Below are 13,429 nucleotides of genomic sequence, written 5' to 3'. Positions count from 1 at the left end.
TCTGGGAGTAACCGAAGTGCGTATTCTTGTGGCCGATGACCACAAGCTGGTGCGGGACGGATTACGACCGTTCCTCAGAGAGCTTGATTCCGAGGCCGAAATCATCGACGCGGCCTCGTTGGAAGAGGCGGTTGCTGCCATCGAAGGTGCGCCCCGGCCCGATTTGGTTCTGCTTGACCTGATGATGCCGGGCATGACCGGCCTTGATGGACTGACCCGGATCAAGACCCTGGCACCTGGGATTCCGGTGGTGATTGTGTCGGGCTATTCCTCTCGCGACCATGTTCAGGCTGCGGTCCAGGCTGGTGCAGCTGGCTTCATCCCCAAGACCGTTGGCGGCAATGCCATGGTCAACGCTCTGCGATTGGTTCTGTCCGGCGAGACCTATTTGCCCTCCAGCAGTTTTTTCGAGACGACAGGCAGCGCTCCTGCCGCCGTCCGTCAAACAGGGGCTCCGCCACCATTCGACCGGCTATCGCGGCGTGAGGGCGAGATTCTGGCTCAACTGATCGAAGGGCGCACAAATAAGGAAATAGCCCAAGCGCTCAACCTTCAGGAAATCACCATCAAGGTTCATCTGCGCAACGTCTACCGCAAGATCGGCGCTGCCAATCGAGCCCAGGCGGTCAGGATCGCGCTGCAATCCGGCTGGGACATTCCGCCGATCGCACCGTCCCTGCCCCGTCCGGTCGGGTGACCCGTTAGGGCGTGCGTGATATCTTGGGACTCTTCGTTTGTCCCTGGGGAGTTCGACTTTGGCCTATAGACGCGACGGCATCACCGCCTTTCATCCCGTAACTGTGATCGCCACTTGGTTCGGCGTCGGCTTGCTGCCGAAAGCCCCCGGCACATGGGGATCTCTGGTGGCGCTTCCCCTCGGCTGGGGACTGGCCCAAGCCGGCGGTGGTCGGTTGCTCCTGGTCGCCGCAACAATCTGTTTCGTTGTCGGCTGGTGGGCGGCCCGCGAATATGTCTGGCGGACTGGAGTTAAGGACCCCTCCGAGGTCGTAATCGACGAAGTCGCCGGGCAGTGGCTGGTTCTGGCGGCAACGCCGCTCGATCCAGTCTCATATGGCGTCGCCTTCCTTCTGTTCCGCCTGTTTGACATCTGGAAACCCGGACCGATCCGCCAGGCCGACCGCTCGATTGGCGGTGGGTTGGGCGTTATGCTCGACGACATCCTGGCCGCTTTTTTTGCGCTTATCGGAATGGTTATCTTCCGTCACGTCTGGCCTCTGTTCGGATGACACAGAGCGACCCGTTAAGAGAGTCCGCACGCCGGACTCTCGAATCGCTCAAGGAACGCGGCTTGATGCTTGCCACCGCCGAATCCTGCACGGGAGGAATGGTGGCGGCGACATTGACTGCGTTTTCCGGAGCATCGGCAGTGGTCGAACGTGGGTTCGTTACCTACTCGAACGAAGCCAAAACCGAAATGCTGGGTGTACCCGCCGACCTGATTCGCACTCACGGCGCGGTCAGCGCAGAGGTTGCGCGAGCTATGGCCGAAGGGGCACTGGCCCACTCCCATGCCGACCGTGCGATCTCAATCACCGGAATAGCTGGCCCCAACTCGGACGGGACCACCAAACCAGTTGGACTGGTCTATTTCGCCCTCGCCATCCGGGGCGCGCGCACTCGCGATCATGTCGATACCTTTGACGGCGATCGCGATACGGTTAGATTGAAGGCTGCGCTGACAGCATTGGAGATGGCGGCGAGTTAAGTACCTTCGACTCTAACGCCGTCAAAGTGAAAAACGCGGCAAGCCCGCATGATGCGTGAGCCGCCTCAGCGCGGCGGTAATTCCTCGACAGTGACGCCGCCACCGGAACGAGACGGTGCCGTATAGACGGGTGCCGGAGCAGGAGGCGGAGGTGCCTCTTCAGCTCGATTATGAGCCGAATCCACGACGGCGGCGGAAGGCGCGGGAGATACGGCCGATCCCGAGGTCGAGGGCGCAGTATCCCGCTGGCTTCTTTGGATTGCCTTGACCGTATGGGCGGTCAGATCAGGAATACCACACCCCGCCAGCAGTGGTGCCAGCGCACAAACCAAAACAACCGCACGCACGTCGTCACCCATCCTTTCGCAGCAGCGTCAGACCGGATCGAAAGCTTCGACCCGGACCAAGTCTCCGGCCTCGACCGCAGACAGAGCAGTCAGATCGTCGGTGGTGCGCCCCCACAAATTAGCTCGGGCCGCCAGACGGATTTCAGCGCCTTCCGAGCACGGGGTCGGACCGTAGCCGATAATGATCGATTCGCCCTCGGAACGGAATACGATCTCGCCGGACTGAACGACCTCAAGAGCGTTTTGTTCCAACGGAGCACGAACCGGAGCCTGAAAATAAACCTCGCCAGGCCATGTGGTTGCCCGAGAATCGAACGGAACCGCCGCCAAAATGGCTTCGGCGGTCGGCGTATCGAGCAAGTCCACATGAAGGGCGACCCGCCCGACGCTGATTTTCACTTTCGCCATATTACCGGGTCCCCGACCGTTTGCGATAAGAAGGAGTGTGCCTTGTCCGATGCGACTTGGCTAGAACCAGTTCAAACCGAGCCGCCCTGACTGCGCAAGGCTCGCAAAACCTCACGGGTATGCTTGGCGATCATCATCTCCTCGTCGGTGGGAATCACCCAGACAGACACTTTGCTGTCGAGTGCGCTGATCAGGGGAGCTGCCTGCTCGTTCGCTTCCGTATCCATCCGTACCCCCAGCCATTCGGCCAAAGCACAGACACGCGAACGGATGGCAACTGCGTTTTCACCAATACCGCCGGTAAAAACAAAAGCGTCCAGCCCTCCCATTGCCGCCGCCAGAGACCCTAATTCGCGAGCGATGCGATAGACGAACAGATCGACCGCTTCGGCAGCACGTGGCTCAAGACTATCGAGCAGCACCCGCATGTCGCTGCTGACTCCCGAAACACCGAGTAAACCGGACTGACGATAGAGAAGATCCTCGATCTCCTTGGCATTCATTCCTTTTTGCTGCAACAGATACAGCACCACCCCGGCATCGATGGTGCCGCTGCGAGTACCCATCGGCAGACCATCAAGCGCAGTAAAGCCTAAGGTGCTGGCAACACTTTTGCCTTCGGCGATAGCGCACATCGACGCGCCATTGCCCAAATGCGCGACCACCACCTTGGACCGGGCGGTCGCCGGAGCATAAGACTTCAACGTACGCGAAATATATTCGTAGGACAGGCCATGGAAGCCATACCGCCGCACCCCTTCGATCGTGATCTTGCGCGGCAGAGCGAAGCTTTGCGCCTGCCAGGGGTTGGAACGGTGAAAGGCCGTGTCAAAACACGCCACCTGTATCAGTTCGGGATGGACAAGACGAAGCGCCCGGATTGGAGCCAGATTATGGGGCTGATGCAGCGGTGCCAACGGCACCAATTCGTCCAACTCGTCCAACAATTGATCGGTAACCGGCATCGGCTGCGAATAGAGGGCACCACCATGCACCACTCGATGACCGGCAGCGCGCAGATGAACATCACCCAGATGGTCTTCAACCCACTCGATCAGATGCTTGAACAGCTCCTCGTGCCTCATGTCGGGCTGATCGCTCCACCGCCGCTCGTTTAAAACTAACCCAAGTGGCGATTTGACGACAAAATGCGGCGCGGTATCGATCCCCTCGACCAGTCCTTTACAGGATAGAGTCGGCTTTATTCCTTCCTGCGACAGAAACAGGGAAAACTTGATACTGGAAGAGCCTGCATTGATGACCAGGATGCCGTCTTGCATGACAAAGACCCTTCAACTATTTCGTTGTTTGGCTTATTCGGCGGCAATAGCTTTGTTTTTTACACGGCGGGCATGGGCGAAGCGTACCGCTACCGCGCACGAAGCCAGACGAGCCTTCGCGCTGTCGGCTCGGCTGGTCAACACGATCGGTACCCGTGCGCCCAGAACAATCCCGGCGGCTTCGGCATCGGCCAGATAGGATAATTGCTTGGCCAGCATGTTCCCGGCTTCGAGATCAGGCACGATCAGGATGTCGGCACGACCCGCCACTGGCGACACGATTTTCTTAATCTTCGCCGCCTCGATATTGATGGCGTTGTCGAACGCCAGCGGCCCGTCGAGCAGCGCACCCGTGATCTGGCCGCGATCCGCCATTTTGCACAGCGCTGCCGCCTCGATGGTCGAGGTAATTTTGGGATAAACGGTCTCGACCGCCGATAGAATCGCCACTTTGGGCTGCTCGATCCCCAGGACATGCGCCAGCGAGATTGCGTTCTGGACGATATCGACCTTGTCCTCCAGCGACGGGTAAATGTTGATCGCCGCATCCGAGATCATCAGAGTGCGGGGATAGGTCGGCACGTCCATGATGAAAACGTGACTGATCCTCCGCGACGTGCGCAGTCCTTTCTCGCGCGAAGCGACTTCGTGCATCATCTCGTCGGTATGAAGCGAGCCTTTCATCAGCGCCTCGGCTTCGCCCGACCGGCACAGAGCTACCGCTTTTTCCGCAGAATCATGGCTATGAGCGGAATCGACGATCCGCAGACCAGAGATATCGATCGAAAAATCAGCGGCGATTTGGCGGATTTTAGCTTCAGGTCCGACCAGAATCGGTTCGATCAATCCCAGTCGGGCTGCCTCGACCGGACCTTCCAGCGAAACCTGATCGCAAGGGTGGCAAACCGCCACCGAAACCGGCGTCAGCCCGCTGCAACTGGTGATGATATCCTCGAAGACATGATGGCGCCGCCGCAGACTGGCTTCCTGCAACTGTATCCTCGGCTGTACCGACTTGACCGTCGGCGCGGCAACGCGGGCACGCCCGGTGTAAACCCTCTCGCCGGTCTGTTTCGTCGCCAGGCAATCGAACACCACATCGTGGGGCGGAAGAGTTTCGACCACCGTCACCGTCACCGTCACTGTGTCACCGACGTCAATCGGCGCGGTAAAGGTAATATCCTGGCTGCGATACGACGTTCCTGGCCCAGGTAGTTCGTTACCGAACAGCGCGGAAAGCAACGAGCATCCCCACATGCTGTGAGCCTTGATCTTGCCCCCACGGGTAAAAATCTCTGCGCTTTCAAGACTGTAATGGGTGGGGTTCAGTCCCCCGATGGCAACGCCGAACAGTTCAACGTCGTCCATTGAGCAGGTCCGCGTCAGAGTGGCGCTGTCGCCAATCCGAATCTCGTCGAACGTCTTGTTTTCCATCATTTCGGGCATGGTTAGCTCCGGGCGTGGCGTTCGTGGATTTTTTATTTTGCAGCGCACAATATAATCTAACCGCTGGCCGAGGCACAATGACCGGATCACGACAGCAAGCGGCCCGGACACTCCGCTCGGAGATTGCGGTGCAGCAGGATCGAAGGCTATCCTAATTTGTTTATTTCAAAGGTTCGCACTTGGGGGGGGGAACGATGAGCATCCGCAACCTGAAGCCGTTGTTCAGACCACAATCGATCGCGGTCGTAGGCGCTTCGAACAAGCCCAAGAGCATCGGCTGGGTGGTCATGCGCAATCTTTTACAAGAGGAATTCGCTGGCCCCGTGATGCCAGTTACTCCCGATCACCCCTCAGTCGCCGGAGTGCTGGCTTATCCCGACGTCGCTTGCCTTCCCCAAGCGCCCGATCTGGCCCTGATCTGTACTCCACCTGAAACCATTCCAGGCATTCTCGAAACCCTGGGACAGCGAGGAACCCGCGCCGCCTGTATTATGACTCACGGCCTGCATCACGCCGTCACCCCTGACGGAGCCAGCGTGATCGAACGGACCCTGGCGGTGACCCGTGCCCACGACATGAGAATTCTTGGCCCTAGCAGCATGGGGATTCTGGTGCCGGGGATCGGACTGAACGCCAGCTTCGCCCATCGCGGCGCGAGACCGGGCAAGCTGGCCTTCGTATCGCAATCGGGCGCGCTCTGTACGGCGGTGCTGGATTGGGCCCGCCCGCGCGAGATCGGCTTTTCCCACTTCATCCATCTGGGCGACACGGAGGGGGTCGATTTCGGCGACGTGCTGGATTATCTCGGCAGCGATCCTTCGACTCGCGCGATCCTGCTCTATATCGAAACAATTCAGCAGAGGCGGAACTTTATGTCGGCAGCGCGCGCCGCCGCCCGCAACAAACCAATTCTCGCCATCAAGGCCGGGCGCAGCATGGAGGGCGCTCGTGCCGCCGCGTCGCATACCGGGGTTCTGGCCGGGTCTGATCTGGTTTTCGACGCCGCGATGCGACGCGCCGGTATGTTGCGGGTGCGCGATATCGATGAAATCTTCGGCGCGGTCGAGACGCTGGCCCGCTCGCGTCCGGTCAAGGGCCGCCGCCTTGCGATCCTCACCAATGGCGGCGGAATTGGCGTACTGGCCGCTGACGATCTGGCCGAGCGAAATGGCGAACTGGCGTCGCTGCCCGATGACGTGATTGCCAAGCTTGATGCTGTGCTACCGCCGAACTGGTCGCGTGGCAATCCAGTTGATATCGCAGGCGATGCCGACGGCGACCGCTATGTCAAGGCGCTGATGATCCTGACCGAGTGCAAAGCCGTGGATGCCGTTCTGGTCATGCACGCCCCCAGTGCGATTTCGGACCCGACCGAGGTGGCTACGGCGGTGATCCGCAGCAGCAAGGACCGCCCCCGCGCCAACATCATGACATGCTGGGTCGGCAACGAAGCCGTTGCCCATGCTCGCCACATGTTCAGTGGGGCCGGAATCCCGGCCTATGACACCCCGCGCGCGGCGATCCAGGCGTTCATGCATCTGATCGAATACCGTCGCAATCAAACCCTGCTGATGGAAGTCCCGGCCTCGGCCCCACTCGATTACCGCCCCGACACCGCCCGCGCCCGCGCTCTGATCGACACCGCCCTGGCCCATGGTGGCGGCACTCTGAACGAGCCAGAGGCCAAGGCGGTTCTCGAAGCCTATGGCATTCCAGCCGTCGAAACCCATGTCGCCGACTCTCCGTCCGAGGCTGGACGAATCGCCGCGAGAATGACCGGACGGATCGCACTAAAAATCCTATCCCCCGATATCGTCCACAAATCCGATGTCGGTGGCGTGGTGCTGAACCTCACTGGTGCCGCCGAAGTCGAAAAAGCCGCCAGGGATATGCTGGACCGCGTTGTTCAGTTCTATCCCGAAGCGCGGATCAACGGCTTTACCGTCCAGACCATGGCGCGCCGCGCCGGAGCACAGGAATTAATTGTCGGTGTTGCCACCGATCCAGTGTTCGGTCCCGTCATCATGTTCGGCCAGGGCGGCATCGCCGTCGAAGTAATCGCCGACCGCGCGATGGCTCTGCCTCCGCTCAACACCACGCTGGCCTACGAACTGATCTCGCGCACACGAGTCTCCCGCCTGCTCGAAGGCTATCGCGGACGCCCGCCCGCCGACCGCGAAGCGATCGCCCGCACTCTGGTACACCTCTCCCAGCTTGTGGTCGATTTCCCCGAAATCGTCGAACTGGACATCAATCCGCTATTCGCCGATTCGAAAGGAGTCCTGGCTCTGGACGCCCATATCACGGTCGCTCCGGCGAAACCCGGAACCGAACATCTGGCAATCCGCCCATACCCTAAGGAATTGGAAGAGTTTTTCGCCCTTCCAGACGGACAGCGCGCTCTGCTGCGGCCAATCCGACCCGAAGACGAGCCCAACCATCACGTCTTCATCTCGAAGCTGACACCCGAGGACATCCGCTTCCGTTTCTTCGGTCTGGTGCACGAACTGCCACACAGCGAGATGGCTCGGCTTACCCAGATCGATTACGACCGCGAGATGGCCTTTATCGCCGAAACTGACCTTGCCGATGGTAAGGAAACGGTAGGGGTGGTCCGCACCGTTACCGATCCCGACAACGACAAAGCAGAATTCGCCATCGTCGTCCGCTCGGATATCAAAGGAACCGGACTGGGCAAACGTCTGCTGGTCAAGATGATCGATTACTGCCGCTCACGCGGAACCCGTTCGATCGCCGGACAAGTGCTGAAAGACAATCCTCGGATGCTGGCTTTCGTCCAGCATCTCGGCTTCGTGCCGACCCGCACCGTCGATGGCGACATCCTTGAGGTCGAACTGGACCTACGGAACCCGGCCCAGACCGCGCCAGATCCCGATCCCGGTTAACCAGGATCGGGATCGGACCCCATCGACTTTCCACCGGAAACCGTTACAGCCGGATTTGGCTGCCCAATTCGACCACTCGGCCGGGCGGAATGTGGAAGAACTCGGTGGCGGGAACGGCGTTTCGGCTCATCACCACGAACAGGCGCTCGCGCCATTCCGGCATGTCGTGATGGGCCGACGGCACCAGCGTCTCGTGCCCGAGGAAGAACGTCGTATCCATCATGTCGAACTCGATCCCGAACAGAGCCTTGCACAGCCGGAGGGCTTTGGGGATATCGGGTTCCTGAACAAATCCATAGCGAACGGTAATGCGGTAGAACCCATCGGACAGGTCTTCGACCGTCAGACGCTCGCGCCCATGGACACGCGGAATATCGTCGATCGCGACGGTCATGAAGACGACACGACGGTGCAGCACCTTGTTATGCTTCAAATTATGCAGCAGGGCGAGCGGCACTGTCTGGGAACTTCCGGTCATATAGATCGCGGTTCCATCGACCCGCACGACGCAAGGATTAACCTTCTGCTGTTCCAGAAAGTGCGGCAGAGGCATCGCCCCTTCGGCGAGGCGACGGTCAAGAATTGCCCTGCCCTTGCGCCAGGTTCCCATCAACAGCAGCATCGCCGCTCCCACCAGCAGCGGGAACCAACCGCCATGGCCGAACTTCACCAGATTGGCGGCGAAGAAAGCAAGATCGACCGCCAGCATCACCCCGCCCAGTCCCAGACAGAGCCAGAGCGGCCAGCGCCAGAGCGCCCGCGCCACCACCATCACCAGAACCGAGGTCGCCGCCATCGTTCCGGTAACGGCGATACCATAAGCGGTCGCCAGACCGGACGAGCTTTGAAAGCCGATAACAAGGGCAATCACCCCCAACATCAGCCCCCAATTGGCTCGGGGCACGTAGATCTGCCCCTCCTCCTCGTCCGAAGTGTGGTGGACCGCAAGACGAGGGGAATAGCCCAGTTGCATTGCCTGACGCGACAACGAGAAGACGCCGGAAATCACCGCCTGACTGGCGATCACCGCAGCGGCGGTAGAAAGCACCACCATCGGCATCACGGCCCAACCGGGCACCAGCATATAGAACGGATTGCTCGCCGCCTCAGGCATTTCCAGCACCAAGGCGGCTTGTCCTAAATAATTCAGCAGCAGCGCCGGAAGCACCAACACGCCCCAGACCAGCCGAATCGATACTTTGCCGAAATGTCCCATATCGGCATACAGCGCCTCGGCCCCGGTGACGGCGAGAACCACCGACCCAAGCATCAGGAACGCGATCCAGCCATGGTCGAAGAGAAACGAAAGTGCGTAACGCGGATTCAGCGCGTCCAGAATACCGGGACGCTCAAGGATCTGAATGAACCCGAGAAGGCCCAGGGTGATGAACCACACCACCATCACCGGACCAAACAGCCGCCCCACCCGCTCGCTGCCCCGGCTCTGCATCAGGAACAGCCCGACCAGAACCACCAGGGACAACGGGACAACGACAGGACGAAGCGCCGGGGTCAGCACCTCGATTCCTTCAATCGCCGACAGAACCGAGACGGCTGGCGTGATCATGCCATCGCCAAAAAACAATCCGGCCCCGATCAGCCCCAGCGCCAGCACCGGCCCCGCCGCCGCCCGATTGGGACCGACCGAACGCAAGGCCAGGGCCAACAGGGCCAGAATGCCGCCCTCGCCGCGATTGTCGGCCCGCATCAGCAGGACGACATATTTCAGGGTGACGATCAGCAGAAGAGCCCACACCACCAGCGAGGCGATACCAAGGACATTGTCGGTCGTCGGCTGCATCCCATGATTGGGATTGAAGCATTCTTTCAGGGTGTAAAGCGGGCTGGTGCCGATATCGCCATAGACGACTCCGGCAGCGGCAAGCGACAGCGCGCCGAGGCGGGCCTTCATTCCCGGCGCGGCCGGAGGGCAGGTTGAAACCGTCGTCATCTGTTATCCCCCGTCACTCAAATTTCCACTTGGCTGCCAAGTTCCACGACCCGATCGCTGGGCAGATGGAAAAAGTCTGTGGCGCTGGTGGAGGTACGGGACAAGGTGGCGAACAATTGCTCGCGCCAACCGGAAAAGCCCGGACGCTTAAGCGGAATCACCGTCTCGCGCGAAACAAAATAGGACACCGACATCGGCTCGTAGAAGAAGCCGAGCTGGTCGCTGCGGGCCTGGGCCAACGCTTTGGGGATGTTGGGACTCTCCATGAAACCATAGCGCAGATACACCCGATGGACATTGGGAGCGATCAATCGGTTTTCCAGCCTGCGCTCCTCGGGAACGAACGGAGTTTCTTCGACCAGGACGGTCAGCAGAACCACCCGTTCGTGAATGATCCGGTTGTGTTTCAAATTATGCAGCAAGGCGATCGGCACGCCTTCGGACGTCCCGGTCAGGAACACCGCCGTTCCGGGGACGCGAGGCACCCGATCAGACAGGCTGGCCAGGAAATCGACCACCGGAAAAGAATGCGCTTTCAGCCGTTCCATCAGTTGGCGACGTCCGCGCTTCCAGGTGGTCAGAATCGTGAATACCAACAAGCCAACAGCCAGCGGGAACCAGCCGCCATAAGGAATCTTCGTCGCATTGGCCAAGAAGAACGACAAATCGACTAGCATGAAGCAACCAACGAAAATCCCGACCTTGCGCGGGGACCACTTCCAGATCAGCAGCATCACCGATCCGATCAGCAGCGAATCGATCACCATCGTCCCCGTTACCGCGACACCATAGGCGGCAGCGAGATTGCTTGATGTCTGAAAGCCGATGACCAGCGCAAAAACCGCGATCATCAGCATCCAATTGATAAAGGGGAGGTAAATCTGGCCGATTTCTTCTTTCGAGGTATGGATGATTTCCATCCGCGGCAAATAGCCAAGCTGAATCGCCTGCCTGGTTACCGAGAACGCGCCCGAAATCACCGCCTGACTGGCGATCACCGTCGCTGCCGTCGCCAACAAAACCATCGGCATCGTCGCCCAGGCGGGCGCAAGGCGGAAGAATGGATTGGCCAGCGCCGATGGATCGGTCAGCAACAGCGCGCCTTGACCGAAATAGTTCAGAACCAGGGCGGGAAGCACCAGGAGATACCACGCCAACCGGATTGGCAGACGGCCGAAATGGCCCATATCGGTATACAACGCCTCAGCCCCAGTTACCGCCAGCACCACCGATCCCAGCGCCAGGAAAGCGTGCCAATCCTCTCGGACCAGGAACATCAGGGCGTGATGCGGACTTAACGCGGCCAGAACCCACGGGGCATGAACGATATTGCGCAGACCGAGAATCGCCAGAATAGCGAACCAGCTCAACATCACCGGCCCGAACAACCGCCCAACCACGGTTGTTCCCTGGCGCTGGATCAAGAACAGGGCGGCCAGCACCGTGAGAGTCAGCGGCACCACCCAGCGTTCGAGACTTGGCGCGGCGACTCCCAGCCCCTCGACCGCCGACAAAACCGAAATCGCCGGGGTGATCATGCTGTCGCCATAGAACAAAGCCGCAGCGAAGATACCGAGCGCGCTCACCAGCAGCGACAGACGCTTATTCCCTTCGGCGGCATGACTGACCAGAGCCAGCAGAGCCAGCGAACCGCCCTCGCCTCGATTATCGGCGCGCATGATCACGATCACATACTTGATCGAGACGATCATGGTAATGGACCAAAATACCAGAGAAAGAATTCCCAGGACGTTGGCACGGTCCATCGCCAAAGCGTGCGGTCCCGCGAAAATTTCTTTCATCGTATAGAGTGGACTGGTGCCGATGTCGCCGAATACCACGCCGATTGCGGCAATCATCAGAACAGGCACGTTCCGGGACGTCCCCTCGGCCTGGGTGGCGGTCATGTCGGGGTCCCCCGTAGAATCAATCGGCACATGCCTACCCGGATTGAGTCAGGAGTCAAGCATCGTAAGCTAAATTCCCTTAATGAGGGATATAGCAGGACGGAAAATGACGCGTAGCCCGGTCCTAAAACAAAATCAGGACGCGGAAACGGGCAGAAGCCGACGCCAATGCCGTTCATCGGGAGAACGCGGCACCGGAGGTCAGCACCTCCTCAACAAAGGCAGGGACCAGAACCGATGCCGGTCCGGTTCGGACTTCGTGGAACAGACTTGCGCCATGCGATGGCTCCAGATTCAGTTCGACCGCCCGCGCCCGACCGGCATCGCGTACCGCCGCGACAAAGCCAGCCGCCGGATAGACGTGACCAGACGTGCCGATCGACACGAACAGAAAGCAGCGCTCCAGTGCCGACAGGATACGGTCCATCTCAAGCGGAACCTCGCCGAACCATACGACGTGAGGCCGTAACACATCCGCCCGTCCGCATTCGGGACACAGGCTGGTGGCCTCGATATCGGCGGCCCAGGGCAACGGACGCGCACAACGCACGCAGCGGACCTTCAGCAACTCACCATGCATGTGGATCAGACGGGACGATCCGGCACGTTCGTGCAGATCGTCGATGTTCTGGGTGACCACCAGCACCTCTCCCGGCCACTCGCGTTCGAGTCGCGCCAGGGCCAGGTGCGCGGGATTAGGCTCGACCCCGCCTTCTGACAATTCGCGCCGGCGGGCGTTGTAGAACGCCTGAACCCGCTGCGGATCACGACGATACCCTTCCGGCGTAGCGACGTCCTCAATCCTCACCCGCGCCCACAGGCCATCGCGGTCGCGAAAGGTGTCAAGACCGGATTCTTTCGAAATTCCGGCTCCGGTCAGCACAACGATACTGCCGGGCTGGGAAACCTGATGCATGGCAGGGTCCGTTCTCTACGGCTATAATGTGGGTTGTGATCGAAAACCGGAAAGCAGCAATGGTCAAGGTTCTGTTCGTCTGTACGGGTAATATCTGCCGTTCTCCCTCCGCCGAGGGGGTTTTCCGTGATCTGGTCGAACGCAGGGGGCTGTCGGGTGACATCCAGACCGACTCAGCTGGCACACATGCCTACCATGTCGGCGCGCGCCCCGACGAGCGCTCGGTCGCGGCGGCGGCACGCCGGGGAATCGACCTTGAACCGCTACGCGCCCGAGTGGTCTGCGCCGAGGATTTCGACCGCTTCGACCTGATCCTGGCGATGGATCGCGGCCATCTTGATCTGCTGCGGCAATGCTGTCCACCAGACCGCCATAACCGTCTAAGACTGTTTCTCTCTTTCGCCCCTGGCCTCGGTGTCCATGATGTTCCCGACCCTTACTACGGCGGAACTCACGACTTCGAACGTGTGCTCGACCTGATCGAAACCGGAGCCGCGGGATTGCTCGACCACCTCGTTCCCGATACGGTTTAGAGAGAACGG

The 13,429-nt window shown here is 60.1% G+C and carries 12 protein-coding genes; 5 read left to right on the top strand and 7 right to left on the bottom strand.

Translation table 11 applies throughout. From position 1 onward, the window contains the following. The first annotated feature begins 16 nt into the window (after positions 1-16). The 3 genes from PHAMO_RS12760 to PHAMO_RS12750 are packed head-to-tail and all read left to right on the top strand — an operon-like array spanning position 17 to position 1,726. Positions 17-697 carry a response regulator transcription factor gene (locus PHAMO_RS12760; RefSeq protein ID WP_002729911.1) on the top strand — a complete coding sequence of 227 codons (681 nt, stop codon included), beginning with the start codon at positions 17-19 and terminating at the stop codon, positions 695-697. A 58-nt stretch (positions 698-755) separates the two neighbouring features. Continuing rightward, positions 756-1,247, top strand: coding sequence for a phosphatidylglycerophosphatase A family protein (locus PHAMO_RS12755; protein ID WP_002729910.1), 492 nt, complete (start codon positions 756-758; stop codon positions 1,245-1,247). Further along, a complete protein-coding gene (locus PHAMO_RS12750; RefSeq protein WP_002729908.1) occupies positions 1,244-1,726 on the top strand; it encodes a CinA family protein in 483 nt (160 codons plus the stop codon). Before PHAMO_RS12755 ends, PHAMO_RS12750 begins: the two co-directional genes overlap by 4 nt. A gap of 65 nt (positions 1,727-1,791) precedes the next feature. On the opposite strand, the gene PHAMO_RS19515 is transcribed toward PHAMO_RS12750, so the two are convergent. The 4 genes from PHAMO_RS19515 to PHAMO_RS12735 all read right to left on the bottom strand — a co-directional run bounded on the left by PHAMO_RS19515 (position 1,792) and on the right by PHAMO_RS12735 (position 5,207). Continuing rightward, entirely contained in the window at positions 1,792-2,073 is a 282-nt protein-coding gene (locus PHAMO_RS19515; RefSeq protein ID WP_155801788.1) for a hypothetical protein, read from the bottom strand. 27 nt (positions 2,074-2,100) lie between these two features. Then, positions 2,101-2,481 (bottom strand): cyclophilin-like family protein, encoded by a 381-nt coding sequence (locus PHAMO_RS12745; RefSeq protein WP_002729906.1) that lies wholly within the window; start codon positions 2,479-2,481, stop codon positions 2,101-2,103. A gap of 71 nt (positions 2,482-2,552) precedes the next feature. Then, positions 2,553-3,761, bottom strand: a complete 1,209-nt coding sequence (locus tag PHAMO_RS12740) for an acetate/propionate family kinase (protein WP_002729905.1) — start codon at positions 3,759-3,761, stop codon at positions 2,553-2,555. Between the two features lie 33 nt (positions 3,762-3,794). Beyond that, the gene (locus PHAMO_RS12735; protein WP_002729904.1) at positions 3,795-5,207 is read right to left on the bottom strand and encodes a bifunctional enoyl-CoA hydratase/phosphate acetyltransferase; all 1,413 of its coding nucleotides are present in this window, start codon (positions 5,205-5,207) and stop codon (positions 3,795-3,797) included. A 194-nt stretch (positions 5,208-5,401) separates the two neighbouring features. Between PHAMO_RS12735 and PHAMO_RS12730 the strand changes: the two genes are divergently transcribed. Continuing rightward, complete coding sequence (locus tag PHAMO_RS12730; protein ID WP_002729903.1) at positions 5,402-8,113, top strand: bifunctional acetate--CoA ligase family protein/GNAT family N-acetyltransferase; 2,712 nt, start codon at positions 5,402-5,404, stop codon at positions 8,111-8,113. A gap of 43 nt (positions 8,114-8,156) precedes the next feature. On the opposite strand, the gene PHAMO_RS12725 is transcribed toward PHAMO_RS12730, so the two are convergent. The 3 genes from PHAMO_RS12725 to cobB all read right to left on the bottom strand — a co-directional run bounded on the left by PHAMO_RS12725 (position 8,157) and on the right by cobB (position 12,887). Beyond that, complete coding sequence (locus PHAMO_RS12725; RefSeq protein ID WP_002729902.1) at positions 8,157-10,064, bottom strand: potassium transporter Kup; 1,908 nt, start codon at positions 10,062-10,064, stop codon at positions 8,157-8,159. Between the two features lie 17 nt (positions 10,065-10,081). Beyond that, the gene (locus PHAMO_RS12720) at positions 10,082-11,971 is read right to left on the bottom strand and encodes a potassium transporter Kup (RefSeq protein ID WP_002729901.1); all 1,890 of its coding nucleotides are present in this window, start codon (positions 11,969-11,971) and stop codon (positions 10,082-10,084) included. 175 nt (positions 11,972-12,146) lie between these two features. After that, a complete protein-coding gene (cobB, locus tag PHAMO_RS12715; protein WP_002729900.1) occupies positions 12,147-12,887 on the bottom strand; it encodes a Sir2 family NAD+-dependent deacetylase in 741 nt (246 codons plus the stop codon). A gap of 59 nt (positions 12,888-12,946) precedes the next feature. On the opposite strand from cobB, the gene PHAMO_RS12710 reads away from it, so the two are divergent. Beyond that, positions 12,947-13,420: a low molecular weight protein-tyrosine-phosphatase gene (locus PHAMO_RS12710; protein WP_002729899.1), complete on the top strand. Its 474-nt coding sequence runs from the start codon at positions 12,947-12,949 to the stop codon at positions 13,418-13,420. Positions 13,421-13,429 lie beyond the last annotated feature (9 nt).

The organism is Magnetospirillum molischianum DSM 120, assembly GCF_000294655.1.
Taxonomy (GTDB): Bacteria; Pseudomonadota; Alphaproteobacteria; order Rhodospirillales; family Magnetospirillaceae; genus Phaeospirillum; species Phaeospirillum molischianum.
This window is presented reverse-complemented; position numbering and strand designations above follow the sequence as displayed.

Coding starts and splice junctions, on each gene's coding strand:
- PHAMO_RS12750 (WP_002729908.1), top strand. CDS start 1,244: ATGACACAGAGCGACCCGTTAAGAGAGTCCGCACGCCGGACTCTCGAA.
- PHAMO_RS12735 (WP_002729904.1), bottom strand. CDS start 5,207: ATGCCCGAAATGATGGAAAACAAGACGTTCGACGAGATTCGGATTGGC.
- PHAMO_RS12745 (WP_002729906.1), bottom strand. CDS start 2,481: ATGGCGAAAGTGAAAATCAGCGTCGGGCGGGTCGCCCTTCATGTGGAC.
- PHAMO_RS12710 (WP_002729899.1), top strand. CDS start 12,947: ATGGTCAAGGTTCTGTTCGTCTGTACGGGTAATATCTGCCGTTCTCCC.
- PHAMO_RS12720 (WP_002729901.1), bottom strand. CDS start 11,971: ATGACCGCCACCCAGGCCGAGGGGACGTCCCGGAACGTGCCTGTTCTG.
- PHAMO_RS12725 (WP_002729902.1), bottom strand. CDS start 10,064: ATGACGACGGTTTCAACCTGCCCTCCGGCCGCGCCGGGAATGAAGGCC.
- PHAMO_RS12730 (WP_002729903.1), top strand. CDS start 5,402: ATGAGCATCCGCAACCTGAAGCCGTTGTTCAGACCACAATCGATCGCG.
- PHAMO_RS12740 (WP_002729905.1), bottom strand. CDS start 3,761: ATGCAAGACGGCATCCTGGTCATCAATGCAGGCTCTTCCAGTATCAAG.
- cobB (WP_002729900.1), bottom strand. CDS start 12,887: ATGCATCAGGTTTCCCAGCCCGGCAGTATCGTTGTGCTGACCGGAGCC.